The following is a 17848-nucleotide window of genomic DNA, read 5'->3' as shown; positions in this document are numbered from 1 at the left end:
CCATGACGGCCTGCACTCATGCCGCCGACGAGCGCAGCGAGGAGAAGGCGTGAGTGGGGATTTCTGGAGCCTGCTCACTCCCGCTGAGCAGGAGCAGTTCACCCGGCGCAGCGCGCTGCGGCGGTGGAGCCGCGGCGAGGTGCTGTGCCGGGAGGCCGACCGCTCGGACTGGGTCGCCATGCTACGCGCCGGGCGGGTCAAGGCGTCCTCGCACACCGCCGCGGGCGGCGAGGTCGTGCTCGCCGTACGCGGACCCGGCGCGCTGCTCGGCGAGCTGTCGGCGGTGGACCGGGCGCCGCGGTCGGCCACGCTGACCGCGTTGGAGCCGGTGACGGCGCTGGTCATGGCGCTGCCGGAGTTCGAGGCCTACCTGCAGGCCCACGGCCGGGTGGCGTTCCTGCTGATGCGGCTGCTCACCGAGCGGCTGCGCGACGCCGACCGCAAACGCGTCGAGTTCGGCGCGCAGGACAGCACCGGCCGGGTCGCCGCGCGGCTGGTCGAGCTGGCCGAGCGGTTCGGCCGGCCCGACGGCGACGTGATCGCCATCGCGCTGCCGCTGTCGCAGGACGAGCTGGCGGGCTGGGTGGGCGCGTCCCGCGAGGCGGTCAGCAAGGCGCTGGGCGTGCTGCGCAGCGCCGGCTGGATCCGCACCAGCCGGATGTCGGTGGCCGTGCTGGATCTTGCCGCGCTGCGGGCACGTGCCGGAATCTCCGACTGATCGGCCCGGTGTCACCGGCCCGGCGGGACTCGGCCGCGTTGCGAGCGCGCGCCGGGTTGCCCGGTTGAGTAGATTGCCCTGTGTGCACCGTTCACCGACATCCCACCGGGCACGCCGCACAGGTCCCGGCCGAAGGCTGCGGGCGGCGGCCGTGGTCGCCGCGATGCTGCCGGTGTTCGCCGCGTGCACCGGCGGCGAGCAGGCCGTGCGCGACCCCGACCCGGTCGAGCACGGCGCCCTCATCAACGTGGTCCGCAACGGCGGGCGGCCGTTTCGCGACGAGAGCGCCATGGTGCTGCCGGACGGCTCCTGGCGCACCTACCGGGGCGGCCGGGACAAGGCGTCCGGCACGCTGACCTGGGAGCAGCAGGCGCAGTTGACCGCGCTGCTGGCCGATCCGCGCCTGCGCGACGAGGGTCGCCAGAGCCACCCGCCGACCTCGTGCCCGGACGCCTTCCGCGTCTGGCTGTATGTCGTGCACCCGGACCGCAACGTCACGATCGGCTACGCCGAGTGCCCGGACGCCGCGGCGCCACCGGTCGCCGCGGGCATCGCCAACCTGCTGATGGACGCGACGGACTGGGTCGGAGCCCGGGCCATGGCCGCCGGCCCGCCGGCCCACCAGGGCGCATAGACTGATGGTCATGAATGAAGCACCGCCGGCGGGCAACCGGCCCGCGATCCGGGCCGTCCAACGGCACATGACCGCACTGCGTATCGCCGCCCTCGCGGCACTGCTGTCGCTCACCACCGCCTGCGCGTCCGGCCCCGCGGATCCCGGCGCCTCGCCTGGCCCCGGCGGATGGGTCTCGCCCAGCCCGGCCTCGGTCGTCGTGCACCGCACCGGCGGCTTTGCCGGGGTCGACGACCAGATCACGGTCGACCCGGCGGGCGCGTGGACCGCGACGGACCGCGCCAGAACCAGCAAATCGGGCAAGCTGACCACATCGGAGCGCGAGCAGTTGCAGACTCTCGCCGCCGATCCGCGCCTGGACACCGAGGCCGCGCGTCCCACCACGCCGACCAACTGCGCCGACGCCTTCCAGTACACGGTGACCGTGGACCGGACAGGAGACCCCGGAACGGTCACCGTCACGTTCACCGACTGCCCCGGTGACGAAAATCTGCCAGAGGCCGCCGCCGCGATAGCGAACCTGGTCACGGGCGCTGTCGACAGCTGATCTTCATCCATACGCGTCTACGGATGGCATGGCGGTGACGTTTGCGTGTCGGCGGAACTGGTTAGAGTCGCGGCGATGATGTTCTTATTCCGCTCCCTGCGCCTGCGTCGCGCCGCCCGTGACCACTTCGGCTGGAACCGGTTGCGGCCCGCGCAGCTGGACGCCATGCGCGCCCTGCTGCGCGGCCGCGACGCGGTGGTGGTGCTGCCCACCGGTGGCGGAAAGTCGGCCGTCTACCAGGTCACCGCGTCCCTCCTGAAGGGACCCACCGTGGTGATCTCCCCGCTGCTGGCACTGCAGCAGGACCAGATCGCCAACCTCAACGACCGCGGCAACCCGGCCCTGCGGGCGGTGCGGATCAGCTCCGCGGAGACCCCCGCGAAGCAGGCCGCAGCCCTGCAGGAGCTGCGGGCGGGCACCGCCCGGTTCCTGTTCATCACCCCGGAGCAGCTCAGCTCGCCGGAGCGGATGGCCGAGGTCAAGGCGCTGCGCCCGAAGCTGGTCGCGGTGGACGAGGCGCACTGCATCTCGTCCTGGGGCCACGACTTCCGGCCCGACTACCTCACCATCGGGCATCTGATCCGGGCCCTGGGCCGCCCGCCGGTGGTGGCGCTGACGGCCACCGCATCGCCGCCGATGCGCGAGGACATCATCGCCCGCCTCGGGCTGCGCAAGCCCAAGGTGGTGCTGACCGGGCTGGACCGGCCCAACCTGTTCCTGGAGGCCACCCACTGCCCCAGCGAGGACTACCGCTGGCGGCGGCTGCTCAAGCTGCTGGAGGAGGCCACCCCGCCGGGCATCGTGTACGTGCCGACCCGGCGGGCCGCCGAGGAACTGGCCCAGCGACTCAGCGACGCCGGCCACGAGGCCACGGCGTACCACGGGGGCCTGGCGGCCGGGGTGCGCGCCCGCGCGCACGAGGCGTTCCTCGCCGACCGGGTGCCGATCATGGTCGCCACGTCGGCCTTCGGCATGGGCATCGACAAGCCGAACATCCGCTTCGTGGCGCACATGGCCCTGCCGGACTCCCCCGACAGCTACCTGCAGGAGATCGGCCGGGCCGGCCGCGACGGCGACCCGGCGCACGCGCTGCTGCTGCACCGCGCCGAGGACGTGGCCCTGCAACGCTTCTTCAACGGCGGCGCGCCCGATCTCGCCGAGCTGCGCACCGTGGCCGCGGCCCTGCACAGCGGCCCGGTCACCAAGACTGCGCTGGCCAAGACCACCGGATACAACGCCCGCAAGCTCGCCGCGCACCTGAGCCTGCTGGAGCAGGTGGGCGCGGTGGCGACCGGCAACAAGGGCGAGCTGAGCGTGCCGCGCTTCGCGCCGCTTCCCGACCAGGCCGCCCGGGACGCGATCGCCGAGCACGGGCGATACCAGGCGGGCCAGCGCTCGCGCACCGACATGATGCGCCGGTTCGCCGAGATGCGCGGCTGCCGGGTGCAGGCGCTGCTGGGCTACTTCGGCGAGCAGCTCAACGACACCTGCGGCCACTGCGACAGCTGCCACGAGGGCACCTCGGAGGTGCTGCCCGACGACGTGCCGTACCCGCTGCACTGCACGGTGCGCCACGCCGACTGGGGCACCGGCATGGTGCTCGGCTACGAGAAGGACCGGATGACGGTGCTGTTCGACGAGGTCGGCTACAAGACCCTGGCGGTCGCCGTGGTCACCGCGCAGAAGCTGCTGGTCGTCGAACGCGGCTGACGCCGCCGGACGATCAAGAGGGCGTGTCGCGGGGGGACAGGGCGGCCGCGGCGTCGGCGTCGTAGCCGCGCCAGGCCCGGAGCACGATCAGGCTGCCGATCACCAGCGGCGCGATGACCACGGCGTACGCCAGGCGCAGCGAGCCGGTGGCGTCGGAGGCCTCGCCGATGAGCCAGGGACCGAGCGCGCCGCCCAGGGTGATCACCGATTGGAGCACCGCGAAGCCCAGGCCGCGGCGGGAGGCGGCGACCACGTCGGCGTTGGCCGCGGTCAGGTTCGCGATGGCCCCGGCGAAGCCGACGTTGGCGAGTCCGAAGCAGACCACCTGCGGCACGAACGGACCGACCGCCACGGCCCCGGCCAGCGCAACGGTGCCGAACAGCAGCGACCAGCCTCCGAGCCGCACCCGCCAGCCGGGACGGCGGCCGTGCCCGCGGTCGCCGAGCCAGCTGCCCAGGCCGATGCCCGCGAGGATGCCGACCAGGCCCGCGCCGCCGCCGACCGCGGCCGACGCGGCCTCGTCGAGCCCGAATTCGCGCTGGTAGAACGACGGCATCCAGAAGAACAGCCCGCCCAGCCCGAAGAACAGGATGCTCAGCCCGCTCACCACGGACCGCAGCGTGCGGATGCCCCACAGCTCGCGCACCTGCGCCGCCAGGCCCGCCAGTCCCGCGGCGCCCTTGCCGGGCACGGCCACCTCGGCCGGGATCGCCGGCCCGGTGTCCACTGCGACCGCGGAGCCCGCCACGGGCGGTGCCGCCCCGCCCGCAGGCTGCGACGCGGCGGCCGTCTCCGGGGCGGGGTCGGCGTACCAGGCGCTGAGCCGGTCGCCGACGCCGCGGACCGGCTCGCGCACGGTGAGCATGAGCACCGCGATGACCGCGCCGGGGATCGCGACGAGGAAGAAGCCGGTGCGCCAGTCGTACGCCTTGGCCAGCGCCCCGCCCGCGATGACCCCGATCGGCAGCCCGGCGAAGTACGCGGCGCGTTCGAGCCCGTAGGCGCGGGCCCGGCTGGGGCCCGGGTAGAGGTCGCCGAGCAGGCTGGACGACGGCGGGTTGTAGAGCTGCCCGGCCGCGCCGAGCAGCACCCGCACCCCGAACAGCATCGCGTAGGAGCCGGCCAGGCCGGTGCCGAGGGTGAGCAGCGCCCACACCGCGACCACGGCGGCCACGGTCCAGGTGCGCCGCCCGGTGTCGGCCAGCCGCCCGGCGGGCAGCAGCAGGAGCACCGCCGCGATCGCACCCGCGGTGGCGATGGCCCCGGCCGCGCCGTCGTCGAACCCGAACTCGCGCTGGATCGCGGGCAGCGCCCCGGCGAGCAGGTTGTACTCGATCCGGTCGACCAGCGCGACCAGCGCGATGCAGACCGCGGGCCACCAGCCGAACGGGGCGGCGCGGCCACGCGTCACCCGCACCGGTGGCCGCCCCGGATACGCGGCGATCTCGCGGACCTGCTCGTCGACGGCGGGGACGGCCATGCGCCTACCTCCAGGGCTCGACCGGGCGGTCCGGTCCGGTGCCGAGCATCCTATGTACGGGAAACGGCGTTTCGCTAGAGGAACCAGGAGCGGCCGATCGACGCACTCCGGCGAAACCTGCTGCGCCGCAGGTGCGGCGGCCTAGCCTGAGGGCATGGCGGAACACTGCGACGTCGCCGTCGTCGGCGCCGGCCTGGCCGGCCTGGTCGCCGCCCGGCGGATCACCGAGGCGGGGCTGCGAGTGACCGTGCTGGAGGCGGCCGACGACATCGGCGGGCGGGTGCGCACCGACCACGTCGACGGCTTCCTGCTCGACCGCGGCTTCCAGACACTGTGCCCGTCGTACCCGGCACTGCAGGACGAGTGCGACCTGACCGACCTGCACCTGCGGCCGTTCACCCGCGGGGTGGCGGTGCGCTGGGGCGGGCGCACCCACCAGCTGCGCCCCGGCCCGACCGCGTTCCTGGCGCTGGCCGCCGGGCTGGTGCCGCCCGCGGACGCGCTGACGCTGGTCGAGCTGGCAGCCCGGGACACGCTCGGCTCCACCGCCGCGGTGCTGCGCCAGCCCGACCTGTCCACCCTCGACGAACTGAAGGCGGCCGACCTGGCCCCGGCGACGGTGGACCGGGTGCTGCGCCCGTTCCTGGCCGGAGTGTTCCTGGAGGACCGGCTCGACACCTCGGGCCGATTCTTCCATCTCATGTGGCGCATGTTCCTGCGTGGCGGGGCGGCCGTGCCCGCCCAGGGCATGCGGGCCCTGCCCCGGCTGCTGGCGTCCCGGCTGCCCGCGGGCACGATCCGCACCGGTGCGCGGGTGGACGGGCTGACCCCGCACGGCGTGGCGGTGCACGGCGGCGAGGAGGTCACCGCGCGGGCCGTCGTGGTGGCCACGGACGGGACCTCGGCCGCGGCGCTGCTGCCCGGCCTGCGTGCGCCCGCCTGGCACGGCGTGACCACGTTCTACCACGCCTGCTTCGGCCCCCCGTCCGTCCAACCGATGCTGACCCTGGACCCCGAGGGCGGCCGGCTGGTGGCCAACACCGTGGTGCTCACCGCGGCCGCGGCCGGGTACGCCACCGACGGCCGGGCGCTGATCGCGACGTCCACCCTGGACACGACGACGCCGATCGACGAGCTGGAACGGGCGGTCCGGTCCCGGTTGTCCGTGCTGTACGAGGTGCCGACCGCGGGCTGGGAGTTCCTCGACGCGTACCGCATCCCGCACGCGCTGCCCGCAATGCCCGCCCCGCACCGGATGCGCCGTCCGGTGCGCCACGGCTACGGCCGCTACGTCTGCGGCGACCACCGCGACACCAGCTCGATCCAGGGCGCCCTGGTCTCCGGCCGACGTGCGGCGAACGCGGTCCTGGCCGACCTCGGAGCACGGGTCTACGCGGCAGGCCGGGTCTGACTCCCGGCTGTTGCGGACGGCGGGGCCGTCGGGCCTTGCGCAGACCGGGGCCGGTCGGAGACGGCGGTGCCGGGTGCGTGCCGCGATCGGCGGACGCGCCCGGCACCCCGTGCCCACCTAGGCGACGCCCTCGAACACGACCTGTGGGTCGCCCGTCGCGCCGGGGCCCCACACGGCGCTGTAGGCCGTGGTGTCCCCTGCCAGGTAGTAACGGAACCAGTCGGTCAGCACCCGCCGGGTGATCTGCAGCTGGATCGCGCGGGTGATGGTGCCGCTGTCGCAGAAGACCGACGACGAGTCGATGAAGCCGCAGTGGAAGCCGCCCACGATGGTGCGCAGCTGCTTGGGCGCGGGCTTGGCATTGTAGATCGGGCGCTGGTGGCTCGCGATCGGCGCGGTGCCGTCCTTCTCCCCGGCGACCAGCATCATCGGCACGCGTACCGCGGCCGCCGCCGTGGCCGCCGACGGGTTGGTCTCCGCGGCGGCGAGGTTGGCCACGGTGGTGACCGCCGGGTTGCGGGCCGCGGCCAGCACGCTCGCGCCGGCGCCCATGGAGTGGCCGGACAGTCCCAGCTTCGTGGTGACGATGTGCGCATTGAAGCGCGAACCCGCCGTGCTGTCCTGCGCGACCAGCCAGGTGAGCTGCGCGTTGAGGTCGTCGGCGAAGGCGCTGTGGCTCGGGAACAGGCTGCCCTGCGAGGTCGGCGCGGCCACCACGAAGCCCCACGAGGCCAGGTGCTGCATGGTGCTGTAGTACTTGCTGACGCTCTGCAGGAAGCCGTGCCCGAAGGCGATGGCCGGGAACCGTCCGGCGGCCACGGCTGCGTTCTGCCCCGCGGCCGCCGCCGGGTAGTAGATCCGGGCACTGAAGGAGCGGCCGGAGGCGCTGACCGAGGCGTCGACGTAACCCACGGCGTACGCACCGGGGGTGGAGCTGTCGGCCGCGGCGGGCGAGCCCACGCCCGCCACCGCGGCGGCGATCATTGCCAGCACGAGGATCGCTCGTCTGTACATCGCTGTTCCTCTCGTCGAGGGAATCTGGTTCGCACAGTGGAACACCGTTTCCCGTGACGAGACAAGAAATGACTTATGCCAACATATCGATATGCAGGTCAGGCCGCCCACGACGGCTTGCGCCGTTGCAGGAACGCCGTCATACCCTCGACCGCCTCGTCCGTGGCGAACAGCCGCGCCGACTCCTCGGCCAGCCGCGTCCCGTGTTCGTCCAGCGCGCGCCGCACCGCCGCCGTGGTCAGCAGCTTGGACGCGGCCAGGCCCTGCGGCGAGGCCGCACGCAGCCCGGCCAGCACCTCGGACAGCAGCACGTCGACGTCGTCCCCGGCCTGGGTGACCAGGCCGCAGGCAACGGCGGCCGCGGCGTCGAACACCTCGCCGGTCAGGTAGTAGCGGGCGGCGGCGCGTTCGGGCATCCGGGTGAGCGTGGTCAGCGAGATCACCGCGGGGGCGACGCCCAGCCTGGCCTCGGTGAACGCGAACCCGGACGCGGGCCCGGCCAGCGCGATGTCACACGCCCCGAGCAGGCCCAGCCCGCCCGCGCGCACCTGGCCGTCCACCCGCGCCACCACCGGTTTCGGCAGTTCGACGATGGCTCGCAGCAGCCCCAACAGGCGCGCCGTGCCCTCGGCGAGCCCGCCGCCGGCGGCCTCGGTCAGGTCCGCGCCCGCGCAGAAGACGCGGCCGGTGTGGGTCAGCACCACGGCGCGCACGCCGGGGTCCGCCGCCGCGGCGGCCAGCGCCTCGCCGAGCTGCGCGACGAGCGCCGCGGACAGGGCGTTGCGATTGTGCGGGGAGTCGAGCGTCAGCGTCGCGACGCCGCGCTCCACGGTCGAAGTCACGAGGTTCGGCACGGCGTCCACCCTCATCATCGCGTCCATAAAAGTCAAGCGCGCTTGATTTATCTCGCGTTGACCTGCATTGATTCGGCAACCTCTTGCGTTTGCGGCACGAAGGGCTACCGTGCACGCATGGGCACCCCTGCATGCCGTGGGGCCGACGCCGTGCCACTGGCGCCGCTCACCGGCGAGCCCCTCCCGCCCGTGCGGCAGTCCACTGCCGACGATGTCGCGCTGGCGTACGCCCGAGCCCGCGCGGCCCAGTCGGGCTGGGCGGCGCTGCCGCCGCGCGAGCGCGCCCGGCCGGTGCGCCGCTTCGCGGAGCTGCTGCTGCGCCGCCAGGACGAGATCCTCGACCTGGTGCAGCGCGAGACCGGCAAGGCCCGGCTGCACGCGCACGAGGAGGTGCTGGACGCGGCGCTGGTCAGCACGTACTACGCCCGCCGCGCGCCCCGCCTGCTGCGGCCGCGCCGCCGTGGTGGCGCGCTGCCGCTGCTGACGTACGCGGTCGAGGTGCGCCATCCGCTCGGCGTGGTCGCCGTGATCACGCCGTGGAACTATCCGCTGGCGCTGGCCGTGACCGACATCGTGCCCGCGCTGCTGGCCGGGAACGCGGTGGTGCACAAGCCGGACACCCAGACCGCGCGGACCGCGGCCTGGGCACGGGACCTGATGACCGAGGCCGGGCTGCCGGACGGGGTGTGGCAGCAGGTGACCGGCGAGCCCGCGGACATCGGCGACGCCCTCCTCGACGGCGCGGACCACCTGTGCCTGACCGGTTCCACGGCCGCGGGCCGGGCGGTCGCGACCGGGGCCGGGCGGCGGCTCATCGGCTGCTCGCTGGAGCTCGGCGGCAAGAACTCCCTGCTGGTGCGCGCCGACGCCGACCTCGACCAGGCCGCCCACGCCGCCGTCCGGGCGTGCTTCGCCAGCGCCGGGCAGCTGTGCCTGTCCGCCGAGCGCATCATCGTGCACGAGCGCGTGCACGACGCCTTCCTGGACCGCTTCCTGCCGCTGGTGCGCGGGCTGCGGCTGGCCGCCGACCTGGACTACGGCCCGCAGATGGGCTCGCTGAGCCTGCCGCGCGTGCTGGCCACGGTCCGCCGCCACGTCGAGGACGCGACCGGGCGCGGCGCGGTGGTGCTGGCCGGCGGTGCGGCCCGCCCCGACCTCGGGCCGCTGTTCCACGAACCGACCGTGCTGGCCGGGGTCACCCCGGCCATGGCGGTGTATCGCGAGGAGACGTTCGGGCCGGTGGTGGCCGTGTTCGCGGTGTCCGGCGACGACGCCGCCGTCGAGCTGGCCAACGACACCGAGTACGGCCTCAACGCCGCCGTGTTCAGCCGGGACACCGGCGCGGCACGGGCGCTGGCCCGGCGGCTGCGGGCCGGGACCGTGAACATCAACGAGGGCTACGCCGCCGCGTACGCCTCGCACGACGCACCCATGGGCGGCATGAAGTCGTCGGGGCTGGGCCGCCGCCATGGCACGGCCGGACTGCTCGCCTACACCGCCCCGCAGACCATCGCCCACCAGCGCCTGAACCTCGCCCCGCCGACCGGCCCCGGACAGGCCCGCTACGCCCGCGCGCTGACCGTCGCCGTGCGCGCCGTGCAACTGCTGCACCTGCGCTGACCCGTTCCGGAAAGGACCCGATGCACCCCGCCAGCCCGACCGACGGAGACAGCCCCGCTCCGGCACTGTCGCCCGGGGCGGTCCTGCCCGGCCCGGCACCGCGTGCCGCGACCCTGTGCGCGGCCTTCCAGGCCACCGCAGCGGTGCAGCCGGACACCGTCGCGCTCGGCGCATACGGCTCCGACACCGAGCTGACCTGGCGCGAGTACGCCGCGCGGGTGCGCGCCATCGCGGCGGGCCTGGCGGGTGCGGGCGTGCGCCGGGGGCAGACCGTGGCGCTGATGCTGGCCAACCGGCCTGAGTTCCACCTCGCCGACACCGCCGCGATCCACCTGGGCGCGGTGCCGTTCTCCGTCTACAACACCTCGTCGCCGGCGCAGATCGCGTACGTGCTCGACAACGCGCAGGCCCGGATCGTCGTCTGCGAGCAGCAGTACGCGGCGCGCATCGTGGCCAGCGGGGCCGACTATGACCACCTGGTCTGCGTGGACGGCCGGCCCGCGGGCACGATCACGCTGGACGAGCTGTGCGCGCTGGCCGAGCCTGGCTTCGACTTCGACGCCGCGTGGCGTGCCGTGCAGCCCGACGACCTGCTCACCCTCATCTACACCTCGGGCACCACCGGCCCGCCCAAGGGCGTCGAGCTGACCCACGCCAACCTGCTGGCCGAGGCCGACGCGGTGACCGCGCTGTTCCCGCTGCACCGGACCGACCACGGGCTGTCCTACCTGCCCGCCGCGCACGTCGCCGATCGCCTGGCCAGCCATTACCTGCAGCTGCTCTACGGCGCGCGGATCACCTGCCTGGCCGACCTGACCCAGCTCGGTGCGGCCCTGGCCCAGGTGCGCCCGACGTACTGGGCGGCGGTGCCGCGGGTGTTCGAGAAGATGCGCGCCCGGATCTCCGACGCCCTGCTCGACGCGCCCGCGCCGCGGCGGTGGGCGTTCCGGCTCGCGCTGCGGTGGGGCCGAGGCAGGCGAGGCGGGCCGGGATCGCGGGCGCTGGCGCGCCTGGCGGACCGGCTGGTGCTCGGTCAGGTGCTGGCCCGGCTGGGCATGGACCGCATGCGCTGGGCGATGTGCGGGGCGGCCGCGCTGCCCGTGCCGGTGCTGGAGTTCTTCCTCGACCTCGGGTTGCCCGTCTGCGAGATCTGGGGCATGTCGGAGACCTGCGGCGCGAGCACGCTCAACCCGCCCGAGGCGATCCGCCCCGGCACCGTCGGCATCCCCGCGCCCGGGGTGCAGGTGCGCCTGGCCGACGACGGCGAGCTGCTGATCCGCGGGCCGCTGGTGACCCGCGGCTACCATCGCGACCCGGCCCGCACCGCCGAGGCGTTCGACGCCGACGGCTGGCTGCGCACCGGGGACGTGGCCACGATCGACGCCGAGGGCTACGTGTCCATCGTGGACCGCAAGAAGGAACTGATCATCAACGCGGCGGGCAAGAACATGTCCCCGGCCAACATCGAGGGCGTGGTCAAGTCGGCGTGCCCGCTGATCGGCGCGCTGGTCGTGGTGGGTGACGGGCGACCGTACAACGTGGCTCTGATCGTGGTCGACCCGGAGACGGTGGCGTCGCACACCGCGCGGCACGGCGCGGAGACGGTCGCCGACGCGATCGCGGCCGGGGTCGCCGCCGGCAACGCCGAGCTGTCCCGGGTCGAACAGATCAAGCGGTACGAGGTGCTGGACGCGGTGTGGGCGCCGGGCGGGGACGAGCTGACGCCGACGCTGAAGCTGCGCCGAGCGGCGATCGTCCGCAAGTACGCCTCCGAGATCGACGCGCTCTACGCATCACCCGAAAGATATTCCCAAAGCACTCAGAAAGCAGAAAACTAAAAAATCCGGCTATCTGACCAAACCGTGCCAGGCCCGGTGCCGAATCCCTCCTGAAGTCTCACCGGAGGAAGGACACCGACATGCTCGGCAAGAGGAGGCTGACCGCGCTCGCGGCAGCCGGCGCCTTTGCGTTCCCGCTGGCCCTGACGGCCTGTGGCGCCGACACCATGGCCACCCAGACCACGGGCGGCACCGTATCCGCGATGGCCGCGGAGGAGTTCGGGCCCGGCTGCGCGGCCGTACCGCAGGACTCGAGCAACCCGGGCAGCTTCGAGGCGATGGCCCAGCAACCGGTGGCGACCGCCGCCTCGGGCAACCCGCTGCTGTCCACGCTGGTCACCGCGGTAAAGCAGGCCGGCCTGGTCGACACGCTCAACAACGCCGAGGCGGTCACCGTCTTCGCGCCGACCAACGACGCCTTCGCGAAGATCCCGAAGGCCGACCTGGACAAGGTGCTGGCCGACAAGGAACTGCTCACGAAGATCCTGACCTACCACGTGGTGGCCGGGAAGACCGCACCCGAGCAGCTCGCGGGCACCCACAAGACCCTGGAGGGCCAGGACCTGACCGTGTCCGGCAGCGGCGCCGACTTCAAGGTCAACGACAGCGCGAAGGTGGTCTGCGGCAACGTGCAGACCCGCAACGGCACCGTGTACATCGTCGACACCGTGCTGATGCCGCAGTCCTGACCTGACCGAACCGCTCCCCGGCCCGCGCACCGGGCCGGGGAGTACCCGCGCTCACCCGAGCCGGGTCAGTGCCTCGGCCAGGCTCACCACGTCGGCGTACTTGGCGTCGAGGTCGAACAGGTTGGCCTCGTGCGGGCCGGGGTCGCGGTCGGCGCAGGCCTCGCGCACCACCATGGGCCGGAAGCCGTGCTGCAGCGCGTCCACGGCGGAGGCCCGCACGCAGCCGCTGGTCGAGAAGCCGCCGATGACGAGGGTGTCCACGCGGTGGGCGGTCAACCAGGCCGGCAGCGAGGTGCCGGCGAACGCGCTCGCGTAGTGCTTGAGCACGACGTGCTCCCCCCGCGCGGGGGCGACCTCCGCCGGGAACTCCCCCAGCGGGCTGCCCGCGGCGAACGCCGCCAGCGCGGGCACCTTCGCGGCGAACAGCGGGGCCTCGGCGCAACTGGCGTCGGCGTACCGCACGCCGGTCAGCACCACCGGCAGCCCGGCCGCGCGCGCGGCCGCCAGCAGCGCGGCCATCGCGTCCAGCGCGGCCTGCCCGGTGTCGAGCCGCAGCGGCGAACCGTCCACCGTGTACGCGGCCACCGGGTCGACCAGCAGCACCGCGGGCCGCTCGCCCCAGCCGAGCCGCCGGGCGAACCCGGCCCGCGCGTAGTCGGCGTCCAGCGCCATCAGATGACGCCCCGCTCGCGCAGCTGCGCCCGCTCGGTCTCGGACAGTCCCAGCAGGCTGCCGTACACCTCGTCGTTGTGCTGGCCCAGCGCAGGTCCGGCCCAGCGCACCGAGCCGGGGTCGGCGGACAGGCGCGGGGCGACGTTCTGCATCGGCAGCTCGCCGAAGTCGGGGTGCGGCACGCGCACGATCGCCTCCCGGGCGGCGATGTGCGGGTCGGCCAGCATGTCCTTGGCCGTGTAGACGCCGCCCGCCGGGACCCCCGCCTCGTGCAGCGCGGCCAGCAGCCTGTCCGCGGGCTGGGTGCGGGTCCACGCGGCGATCAGGTCGTCCAGCTCGGTCTGGTGCGCGCCGCGGGCGCCGTGGGTAGCGTATCGCGGGTCGGCGGCCAGCTCCGGCGTCCCCATGACCTCGCACAGCCGCCCGAACACGGTGTCCTGGTTGGCGGCGACCAGCACCTCGGTGCCGTCGGCGGTCGGGTAGGCGTTGCTCGGGGCGACGTTGGGCAGCACCGCGCCGGTGCGCTCGCGCTGGTAGCCGGCCACCGCCCACTCGGGCAGCAGCGACTCCATCATGGCCAGCACCGCCTCGTAGATCGCCGAGTCGACGACCTGCCCGCGCCCGGTCCGCTCGCGGGCGTGCAGGGCCGCCAGGGCGCCGTTCGCGGCGTACGTCGCCGCCAGGGAGTCGCCCAGCGAGATGCCGGAGCGCGACGGCGGCCGGTCGGGTTCGCCGGTGACGTAGCGGATGCCACCCATCGCCTCGCCGATCGAGCCGAACCCGGCGCGCGGCGCGTACGGCCCGGTCTGGCCGTAGCCGGTGACCCGGACCAGGATCAGCCGCGGGTTGATCGCGGACAGCTCGGCCCAGCCCAGCCCCCAGCGCTCCAGGGTGCCGGGACGGAAGTTCTCCAGCAGCACGTCCGCGTCGGCGACCAGGCGGCGCACCAGGTCCTGGCCCTCGCGTACGCGCAGGTTGCAGGTGACCGACTTCTTGTTGCGGGCCACCACCGGCCACCACAGCGACTGCCCGTGCGGCTTCTCCCGGCCCCACTGGCGCATCGGGTCGCCCTTGCCCGGGTCCTCGAGCTTGATGACCTCGGCGCCGAAGTCGCCGAGCAGCTGGCCGCAGAACGGGCCGGCCAGCAGCGTGCCGGTCTCGATCACCCTGACGTCGGATAGTGCGCCTGTCACGGCCGCATCCTATGCTTTGGAAACGCCGTTTCGCTAGAGGAACCGAGGGTGCCGTGGAGATCGTGGAGGTCGGCCCGCGCGACGGGCTGCAGAACGAGAAGACGCTGCTGTCCACCGAGGTGAAGGTCGAGTACATCACGCGCGCGCTCGCCGCGGGAGTGCACCGCGTCGAGGCCGTCGCGTTCGCCCATCCGGCGCGGGTGCCGCAGCTGGCCGACGCCGAGGCGGTGCTCGCGGCGGTCCCCCGGCGCGCGGACGTCTCCTACATCGGCCTGGTGCTCAACCGGCGCGGCCTCGATCGTGCGCTGGCCTCGGCTGGCGTGGACGAGGTCAACTACGTGCTGGTCGCCACCGACGAGTTCTCACAGCGCAACCAGGGCATGACCACCGCCGCGTCCCTCGCCCAGTGGGATGCCGTCGCCGCCGACGCCCGCGCGGCGGGGCTGCGCACCACACTGACCGTCGCCGCCGCGTTCGGCTGCCCGTTCACGGGAGAGGTCGCCGTTGGGCACGTGGCCGGGCTGATCGCCGCCGCGCGGGTCGCGCCGGACGAGATCTGCCTGGCCGACACCATCGGCGTCGGCGTGCCCCGCCAGGTCGCCGCGCTGGTCACCGCCGTACGCGAGGTCGCGCCGGACGTCGCGCTGCGGGCACACTTCCACAACACCCGCAACACGGGATACGCCAACGCGCTGGCCGCGCTGGAGCACGGGGTCCTGGCACTGGACGCCAGCATCGGCGGCATCGGGGGCTGCCCGTTCGCCCCGGCCGCGACCGGCAACATCGCCACCGAGGACCTCGCCTACCTGCTGGACCGCTCGGGGATCGACACCGGCGTGCAGCTCGACGGGCTGGCGGTGACCGGCGCCTGGATCGCCGAACGACTCGGCATCACGGCCCCGGCCATGCTCGGCCGCGCCGGGAGCTTTCCCGCCTAGGCTTCGCCCCTGCCCGCCAGGGCGCAGGCGGGACGGGGGTTGCCACCAGATGGAAACGGTGTTTCCATTCTCGGCATGGTGGATGCTGCCGATCTGAACATCGCCGGAGGTGTGCGGGAGTTCGCCCAGGCGACCCCGGGTGTCACCGCGGTGATCGACGGCGAACGTCGGCTGAACTACGCCCAGCTCGACGAACGCTCGTCCCGGCTCGCGCAGGCGCTGCTGGCCCGCGGGCTGCGCGCCGGGGACCGGGTCGCGGTGCTGCTCGGCAACCGTCTGGAGTATCCCGAGATCGCCGCCGGGCTGGCCAAGGCTGGACTGGTCCTGGTGCCGCTCAACCCCCGGCTGGCCGGACCCGAGATCGCGTTCATCGTCGGACACTCGCGGGCCCGCGCGATCCTCGCCGACGAGGCGCTGGCCCACCTCGCTCCCGTGCTCGACGTGTCCATCGCCGTCGGCGAGCAGTACGAGCAGATCCTGGCCGCCGCCGATGCGCGCGACCCGTGGGCGGCGGTGTCCGAACGCGACCCGTTCTGCGTCGCGTACACCTCGGGGACCACCGGCGACCCCAAGGGCGTGCAGATCTCGCACCGCTCCCGGGTGCTGACCTTCTACGCCGCCGCCCTGGAGTGGGGCCTGGGACCGGGGCGGCGCACCATCGCCGTCGCGCCGATGTACCACGGGGCCGGGTTCGCCTTCGCGTACGCGGCGGTGTTCTGCGGTGGCACGGTGAGCATGCTGCGCAGCTTCGACGCCGGGAACGTGCTGGAGATGATCGCCCGGGACCGGGCCCAGTCGGTATTCCTGGTGCCCACGCACGCGCAGCTGATCCGCTCGCTGACCGCCGAACCGGCGGCGCACGCCGAGCTGTCCAGCCTGGACACCCTCTACTTCAACGCCGCCGCGCTGCCTCGCCCGCTCAAGGAGTGGGTGCTCGACGCGTTCCCCGGCGTCGGCGTGCACGAGCTCTACGGCTCCACCGAAGCCGGCGTGATCACCAACCTGCGCCCGGCCGACGCCCGCCGCAAGGCCGGATCGGTCGGCCACCCGTGGTTCGCCACGCAGGTGCGGGTCGTCGACGACGAGGGGCAACCGGTGCCGCCGGGCACGCCCGGTGAGCTGTTCAGCCGCTCGCCGTACCTGATGAACGGCTACCTGGACAACGACGCCGCCACCGCCGCCTGCACCACCCCGGACGGGTTCATGACCAGCGGCGACGTCGTGGTGGTCGACGACGAGGGGTTCATCTCCATCGTCGACCGCAAGAAGGACGTGATCATCACCGGCGGCGTCAACGTGTACCCGCGTGACGTCGAGGAAGCGCTGGTCACCTATCCCGGCGTGGTCGAGGCCGCCGTCGTCGGGGTGCCCGACGAGCACTGGGGCGAACGGATCGTCGCGCACGTGGTATGCCGCGAGGCCGTCGCGACCGCCGATCTCGACGCGCACCTGCGCACCCGGCTGGCCGGCTACAAGGTGCCCAAGACCTACGAATTCCCCGGCACGCTGCCCCGCAACGCCGCCGGAAAGGTGTTGAAACGACAGTTGAGGAGCGAACCGCAGTGAGAGCGCACGTAGAACTGATCCACGAGGACGACTACATCTGGCACGTCGGCGAGCTGCCGTACGGCGAGGGCAAGGTGCGCGAGCGCCGCCTGTCCGTCGACGAGGAGGACGGCTCGTCCTCGCTGTCGCTCGACTTCCCCGCCGACTGGGGCCGCGGGGGCGGCGTGCCCCACGCGAACACCGAGTTCTACGTGGTCTCGGGCTCGCTCAGCTACGGCGGCACCGAGATCGGGGCGGGCGGCTACGTGCAGGTGCCGCGCGGCGTGCCGATGGACTGGATCAAGGTGCGCGAGGGCAGCCGGGTGCTGCACTGGCGCGAGTACGGCGACTGCGGCTTCGACCCCGAGGCGCGGCGGTGGGCCGACGCGGTGGGCGAGGTGACCGTGGTGGACTCCAACAAGATGGAGTGGACCGAGGCGCCGAGCGTCGGGCCGCTCACGCCGCTGTACATCAAGCTGCTGCACCGCGACCCGAAGACCGGCTTCTACACCCGGCTCATCCGGGCGAAGAAGGGCTGGACCGACCACCGGCTCGCGCACCACCCGTGCTACGAGGAGTTCTACACCCTCGGCGGCAAGATGGCGTACAACTTCGGCGACATCGACGACGGCACGTACTGCTTCCGCCCGGCCGGGGTGAAGCACGGCCACTTCATCGCCGAGACCGACATCGACTGGATCATCCGCTCGGACGGCGAGCTGATCAACTGGTACACCACCGAAGAGTGGGTCAAGTGGGGCGGCCACGCCGAGAACTACGACGACCACAACCACGACCACCTGCCGGTAATCTCCACCCTCCCCGTCCGCTCCCGCTCGCGCGGGCAGTGGAGCGGCGACGGCATGTGACCGTAATGTGCCCGGTCTACGCCGACCGCGCGACGGCCCGGGTGCGCCCGGCGTTCGCTTCCATCTAATCCGAACCGCCGACGGCCGGATCAACCTCGGCCCTGGCCCGCGGATCA

16 protein-coding genes are annotated in these 17848 nt (G+C 73.5%); 11 read left to right on the top strand and 5 right to left on the bottom strand.

Annotated elements, in window-relative coordinates:
• Window positions 1-49: 49 nt before the first annotated feature.
• The 4 genes from F9C41_RS31805 to F9C41_RS31790 all read left to right on the top strand — a co-directional run bounded on the left by F9C41_RS31805 (window position 50) and on the right by F9C41_RS31790 (window position 3609).
• The gene (locus F9C41_RS31805) at window positions 50-718 is read left to right on the top strand and encodes a Crp/Fnr family transcriptional regulator (RefSeq protein ID WP_230690166.1); all 669 of its coding nucleotides are present in this window, start codon (window positions 50-52) and stop codon (window positions 716-718) included.
• 151 nt (window positions 719-869) lie between these two features.
• Window positions 870-1352, top strand: a complete 483-nt coding sequence (locus tag F9C41_RS31800; RefSeq protein ID WP_230690165.1) for a hypothetical protein — start codon at window positions 870-872, stop codon at window positions 1350-1352.
• Window positions 1353-1362: 10 nt separating this feature from the next.
• The gene (locus F9C41_RS31795; protein WP_155390505.1) at window positions 1363-1899 is read left to right on the top strand and encodes a protealysin inhibitor emfourin; all 537 of its coding nucleotides are present in this window, start codon (window positions 1363-1365) and stop codon (window positions 1897-1899) included.
• A 75-nt stretch (window positions 1900-1974) separates the two neighbouring features.
• Window positions 1975-3609, top strand: a complete 1635-nt coding sequence (locus F9C41_RS31790; RefSeq protein ID WP_155390504.1) for a RecQ family ATP-dependent DNA helicase — start codon at window positions 1975-1977, stop codon at window positions 3607-3609.
• A 13-nt stretch (window positions 3610-3622) separates the two neighbouring features.
• Here F9C41_RS31790 and F9C41_RS31785 read toward each other — a convergent pair whose 3' ends face one another.
• Window positions 3623-5089, bottom strand: coding sequence for an MFS transporter (locus F9C41_RS31785; RefSeq protein WP_155390503.1), 1467 nt, complete (start codon window positions 5087-5089; stop codon window positions 3623-3625).
• A gap of 154 nt (window positions 5090-5243) precedes the next feature.
• Between F9C41_RS31785 and F9C41_RS31780 the strand changes: the two genes are divergently transcribed.
• Window positions 5244-6500 carry an NAD(P)/FAD-dependent oxidoreductase gene (locus F9C41_RS31780; RefSeq protein ID WP_155390502.1) on the top strand — a complete coding sequence of 419 codons (1257 nt, stop codon included), beginning with the start codon at window positions 5244-5246 and terminating at the stop codon, window positions 6498-6500.
• Between the two features lie 117 nt (window positions 6501-6617).
• Here F9C41_RS31780 and F9C41_RS31775 read toward each other — a convergent pair whose 3' ends face one another.
• On the bottom strand, window positions 6618-7514 hold the full coding sequence (locus F9C41_RS31775; protein ID WP_155390501.1) for an alpha/beta hydrolase family protein: 897 nt from the start codon (window positions 7512-7514) through the stop codon (window positions 6618-6620).
• Window positions 7515-7612: 98 nt separating this feature from the next.
• Entirely contained in the window at window positions 7613-8368 is a 756-nt protein-coding gene (locus F9C41_RS31770; protein ID WP_230690164.1) for an enoyl-CoA hydratase family protein, read from the bottom strand.
• A gap of 117 nt (window positions 8369-8485) precedes the next feature.
• On the opposite strand from F9C41_RS31770, the gene F9C41_RS31765 reads away from it, so the two are divergent.
• The 3 genes from F9C41_RS31765 (at window position 8486) to F9C41_RS31755 (ending at window position 12515) form a co-directional block, all read left to right on the top strand.
• Window positions 8486-9988 (top strand): succinic semialdehyde dehydrogenase, encoded by a 1503-nt coding sequence (locus tag F9C41_RS31765; RefSeq protein WP_155390500.1) that lies wholly within the window; start codon window positions 8486-8488, stop codon window positions 9986-9988.
• Window positions 9989-10008: 20 nt separating this feature from the next.
• Window positions 10009-11826 (top strand): AMP-binding protein, encoded by a 1818-nt coding sequence (locus tag F9C41_RS31760; protein ID WP_155390499.1) that lies wholly within the window; start codon window positions 10009-10011, stop codon window positions 11824-11826.
• Between the two features lie 80 nt (window positions 11827-11906).
• Window positions 11907-12515, top strand: coding sequence for a fasciclin domain-containing protein (locus F9C41_RS31755; protein WP_155390498.1), 609 nt, complete (start codon window positions 11907-11909; stop codon window positions 12513-12515).
• A 51-nt stretch (window positions 12516-12566) separates the two neighbouring features.
• Here the strand turns inward: F9C41_RS31755 and F9C41_RS31750 are convergent, their stop codons facing one another.
• Complete coding sequence (locus tag F9C41_RS31750; protein ID WP_155390497.1) at window positions 12567-13187, bottom strand: isochorismatase family protein; 621 nt, start codon at window positions 13185-13187, stop codon at window positions 12567-12569.
• Complete coding sequence (locus F9C41_RS31745; RefSeq protein ID WP_155390496.1) at window positions 13187-14380, bottom strand: CaiB/BaiF CoA transferase family protein; 1194 nt, start codon at window positions 14378-14380, stop codon at window positions 13187-13189. Before F9C41_RS31745 ends, F9C41_RS31750 begins: the two co-directional genes overlap by 1 nt.
• A 53-nt stretch (window positions 14381-14433) precedes the next feature.
• Here F9C41_RS31745 and F9C41_RS31740 point away from each other — a divergent pair, with 53 nt between their 5' ends.
• The 3 genes from F9C41_RS31740 (at window position 14434) to F9C41_RS31730 (ending at window position 17732) form a co-directional block, all read left to right on the top strand.
• Entirely contained in the window at window positions 14434-15318 is an 885-nt protein-coding gene (locus F9C41_RS31740) for a hydroxymethylglutaryl-CoA lyase (protein ID WP_230690163.1), read from the top strand.
• A 75-nt stretch (window positions 15319-15393) separates the two neighbouring features.
• Window positions 15394-16884 carry a class I adenylate-forming enzyme family protein gene (locus tag F9C41_RS31735; RefSeq protein ID WP_155390494.1) on the top strand — a complete coding sequence of 497 codons (1491 nt, stop codon included), beginning with the start codon at window positions 15394-15396 and terminating at the stop codon, window positions 16882-16884.
• Window positions 16881-17732, top strand: coding sequence for a DUF4437 domain-containing protein (locus F9C41_RS31730; protein WP_196280045.1), 852 nt, complete (start codon window positions 16881-16883; stop codon window positions 17730-17732). Before F9C41_RS31735 ends, F9C41_RS31730 begins: the two co-directional genes overlap by 4 nt.
• Window positions 17733-17848: the final 116 nt, after the last annotated feature.

Origin of the sequence: Catellatospora paridis, assembly GCF_009720365.1 — a bacterium.
GTDB lineage: Bacteria > Actinomycetota > Actinomycetes > Mycobacteriales > Micromonosporaceae > Catellatospora > Catellatospora paridis.
Note: the sequence above shows the minus strand (reverse complement) of the source record. Positions and strands in the feature narration are given on the sequence as shown.

Coding starts and splice junctions, on each gene's coding strand:
- F9C41_RS31765 (WP_155390500.1), top strand. CDS start 8,486: ATGGGCACCCCTGCATGCCGTGGGGCCGACGCCGTGCCACTGGCGCCG.
- F9C41_RS31755 (WP_155390498.1), top strand. CDS start 11,907: ATGCTCGGCAAGAGGAGGCTGACCGCGCTCGCGGCAGCCGGCGCCTTT.
- F9C41_RS31795 (WP_155390505.1), top strand. CDS start 1,363: ATGAATGAAGCACCGCCGGCGGGCAACCGGCCCGCGATCCGGGCCGTC.
- F9C41_RS31735 (WP_155390494.1), top strand. CDS start 15,394: ATGGTGGATGCTGCCGATCTGAACATCGCCGGAGGTGTGCGGGAGTTC.
- F9C41_RS31760 (WP_155390499.1), top strand. CDS start 10,009: ATGCACCCCGCCAGCCCGACCGACGGAGACAGCCCCGCTCCGGCACTG.
- F9C41_RS31775 (WP_155390501.1), bottom strand. CDS start 7,514: ATGTACAGACGAGCGATCCTCGTGCTGGCAATGATCGCCGCCGCGGTG.
- F9C41_RS31785 (WP_155390503.1), bottom strand. CDS start 5,089: ATGGCCGTCCCCGCCGTCGACGAGCAGGTCCGCGAGATCGCCGCGTAT.
- F9C41_RS31750 (WP_155390497.1), bottom strand. CDS start 13,187: ATGGCGCTGGACGCCGACTACGCGCGGGCCGGGTTCGCCCGGCGGCTC.
- F9C41_RS31790 (WP_155390504.1), top strand. CDS start 1,975: ATGATGTTCTTATTCCGCTCCCTGCGCCTGCGTCGCGCCGCCCGTGAC.
- F9C41_RS31780 (WP_155390502.1), top strand. CDS start 5,244: ATGGCGGAACACTGCGACGTCGCCGTCGTCGGCGCCGGCCTGGCCGGC.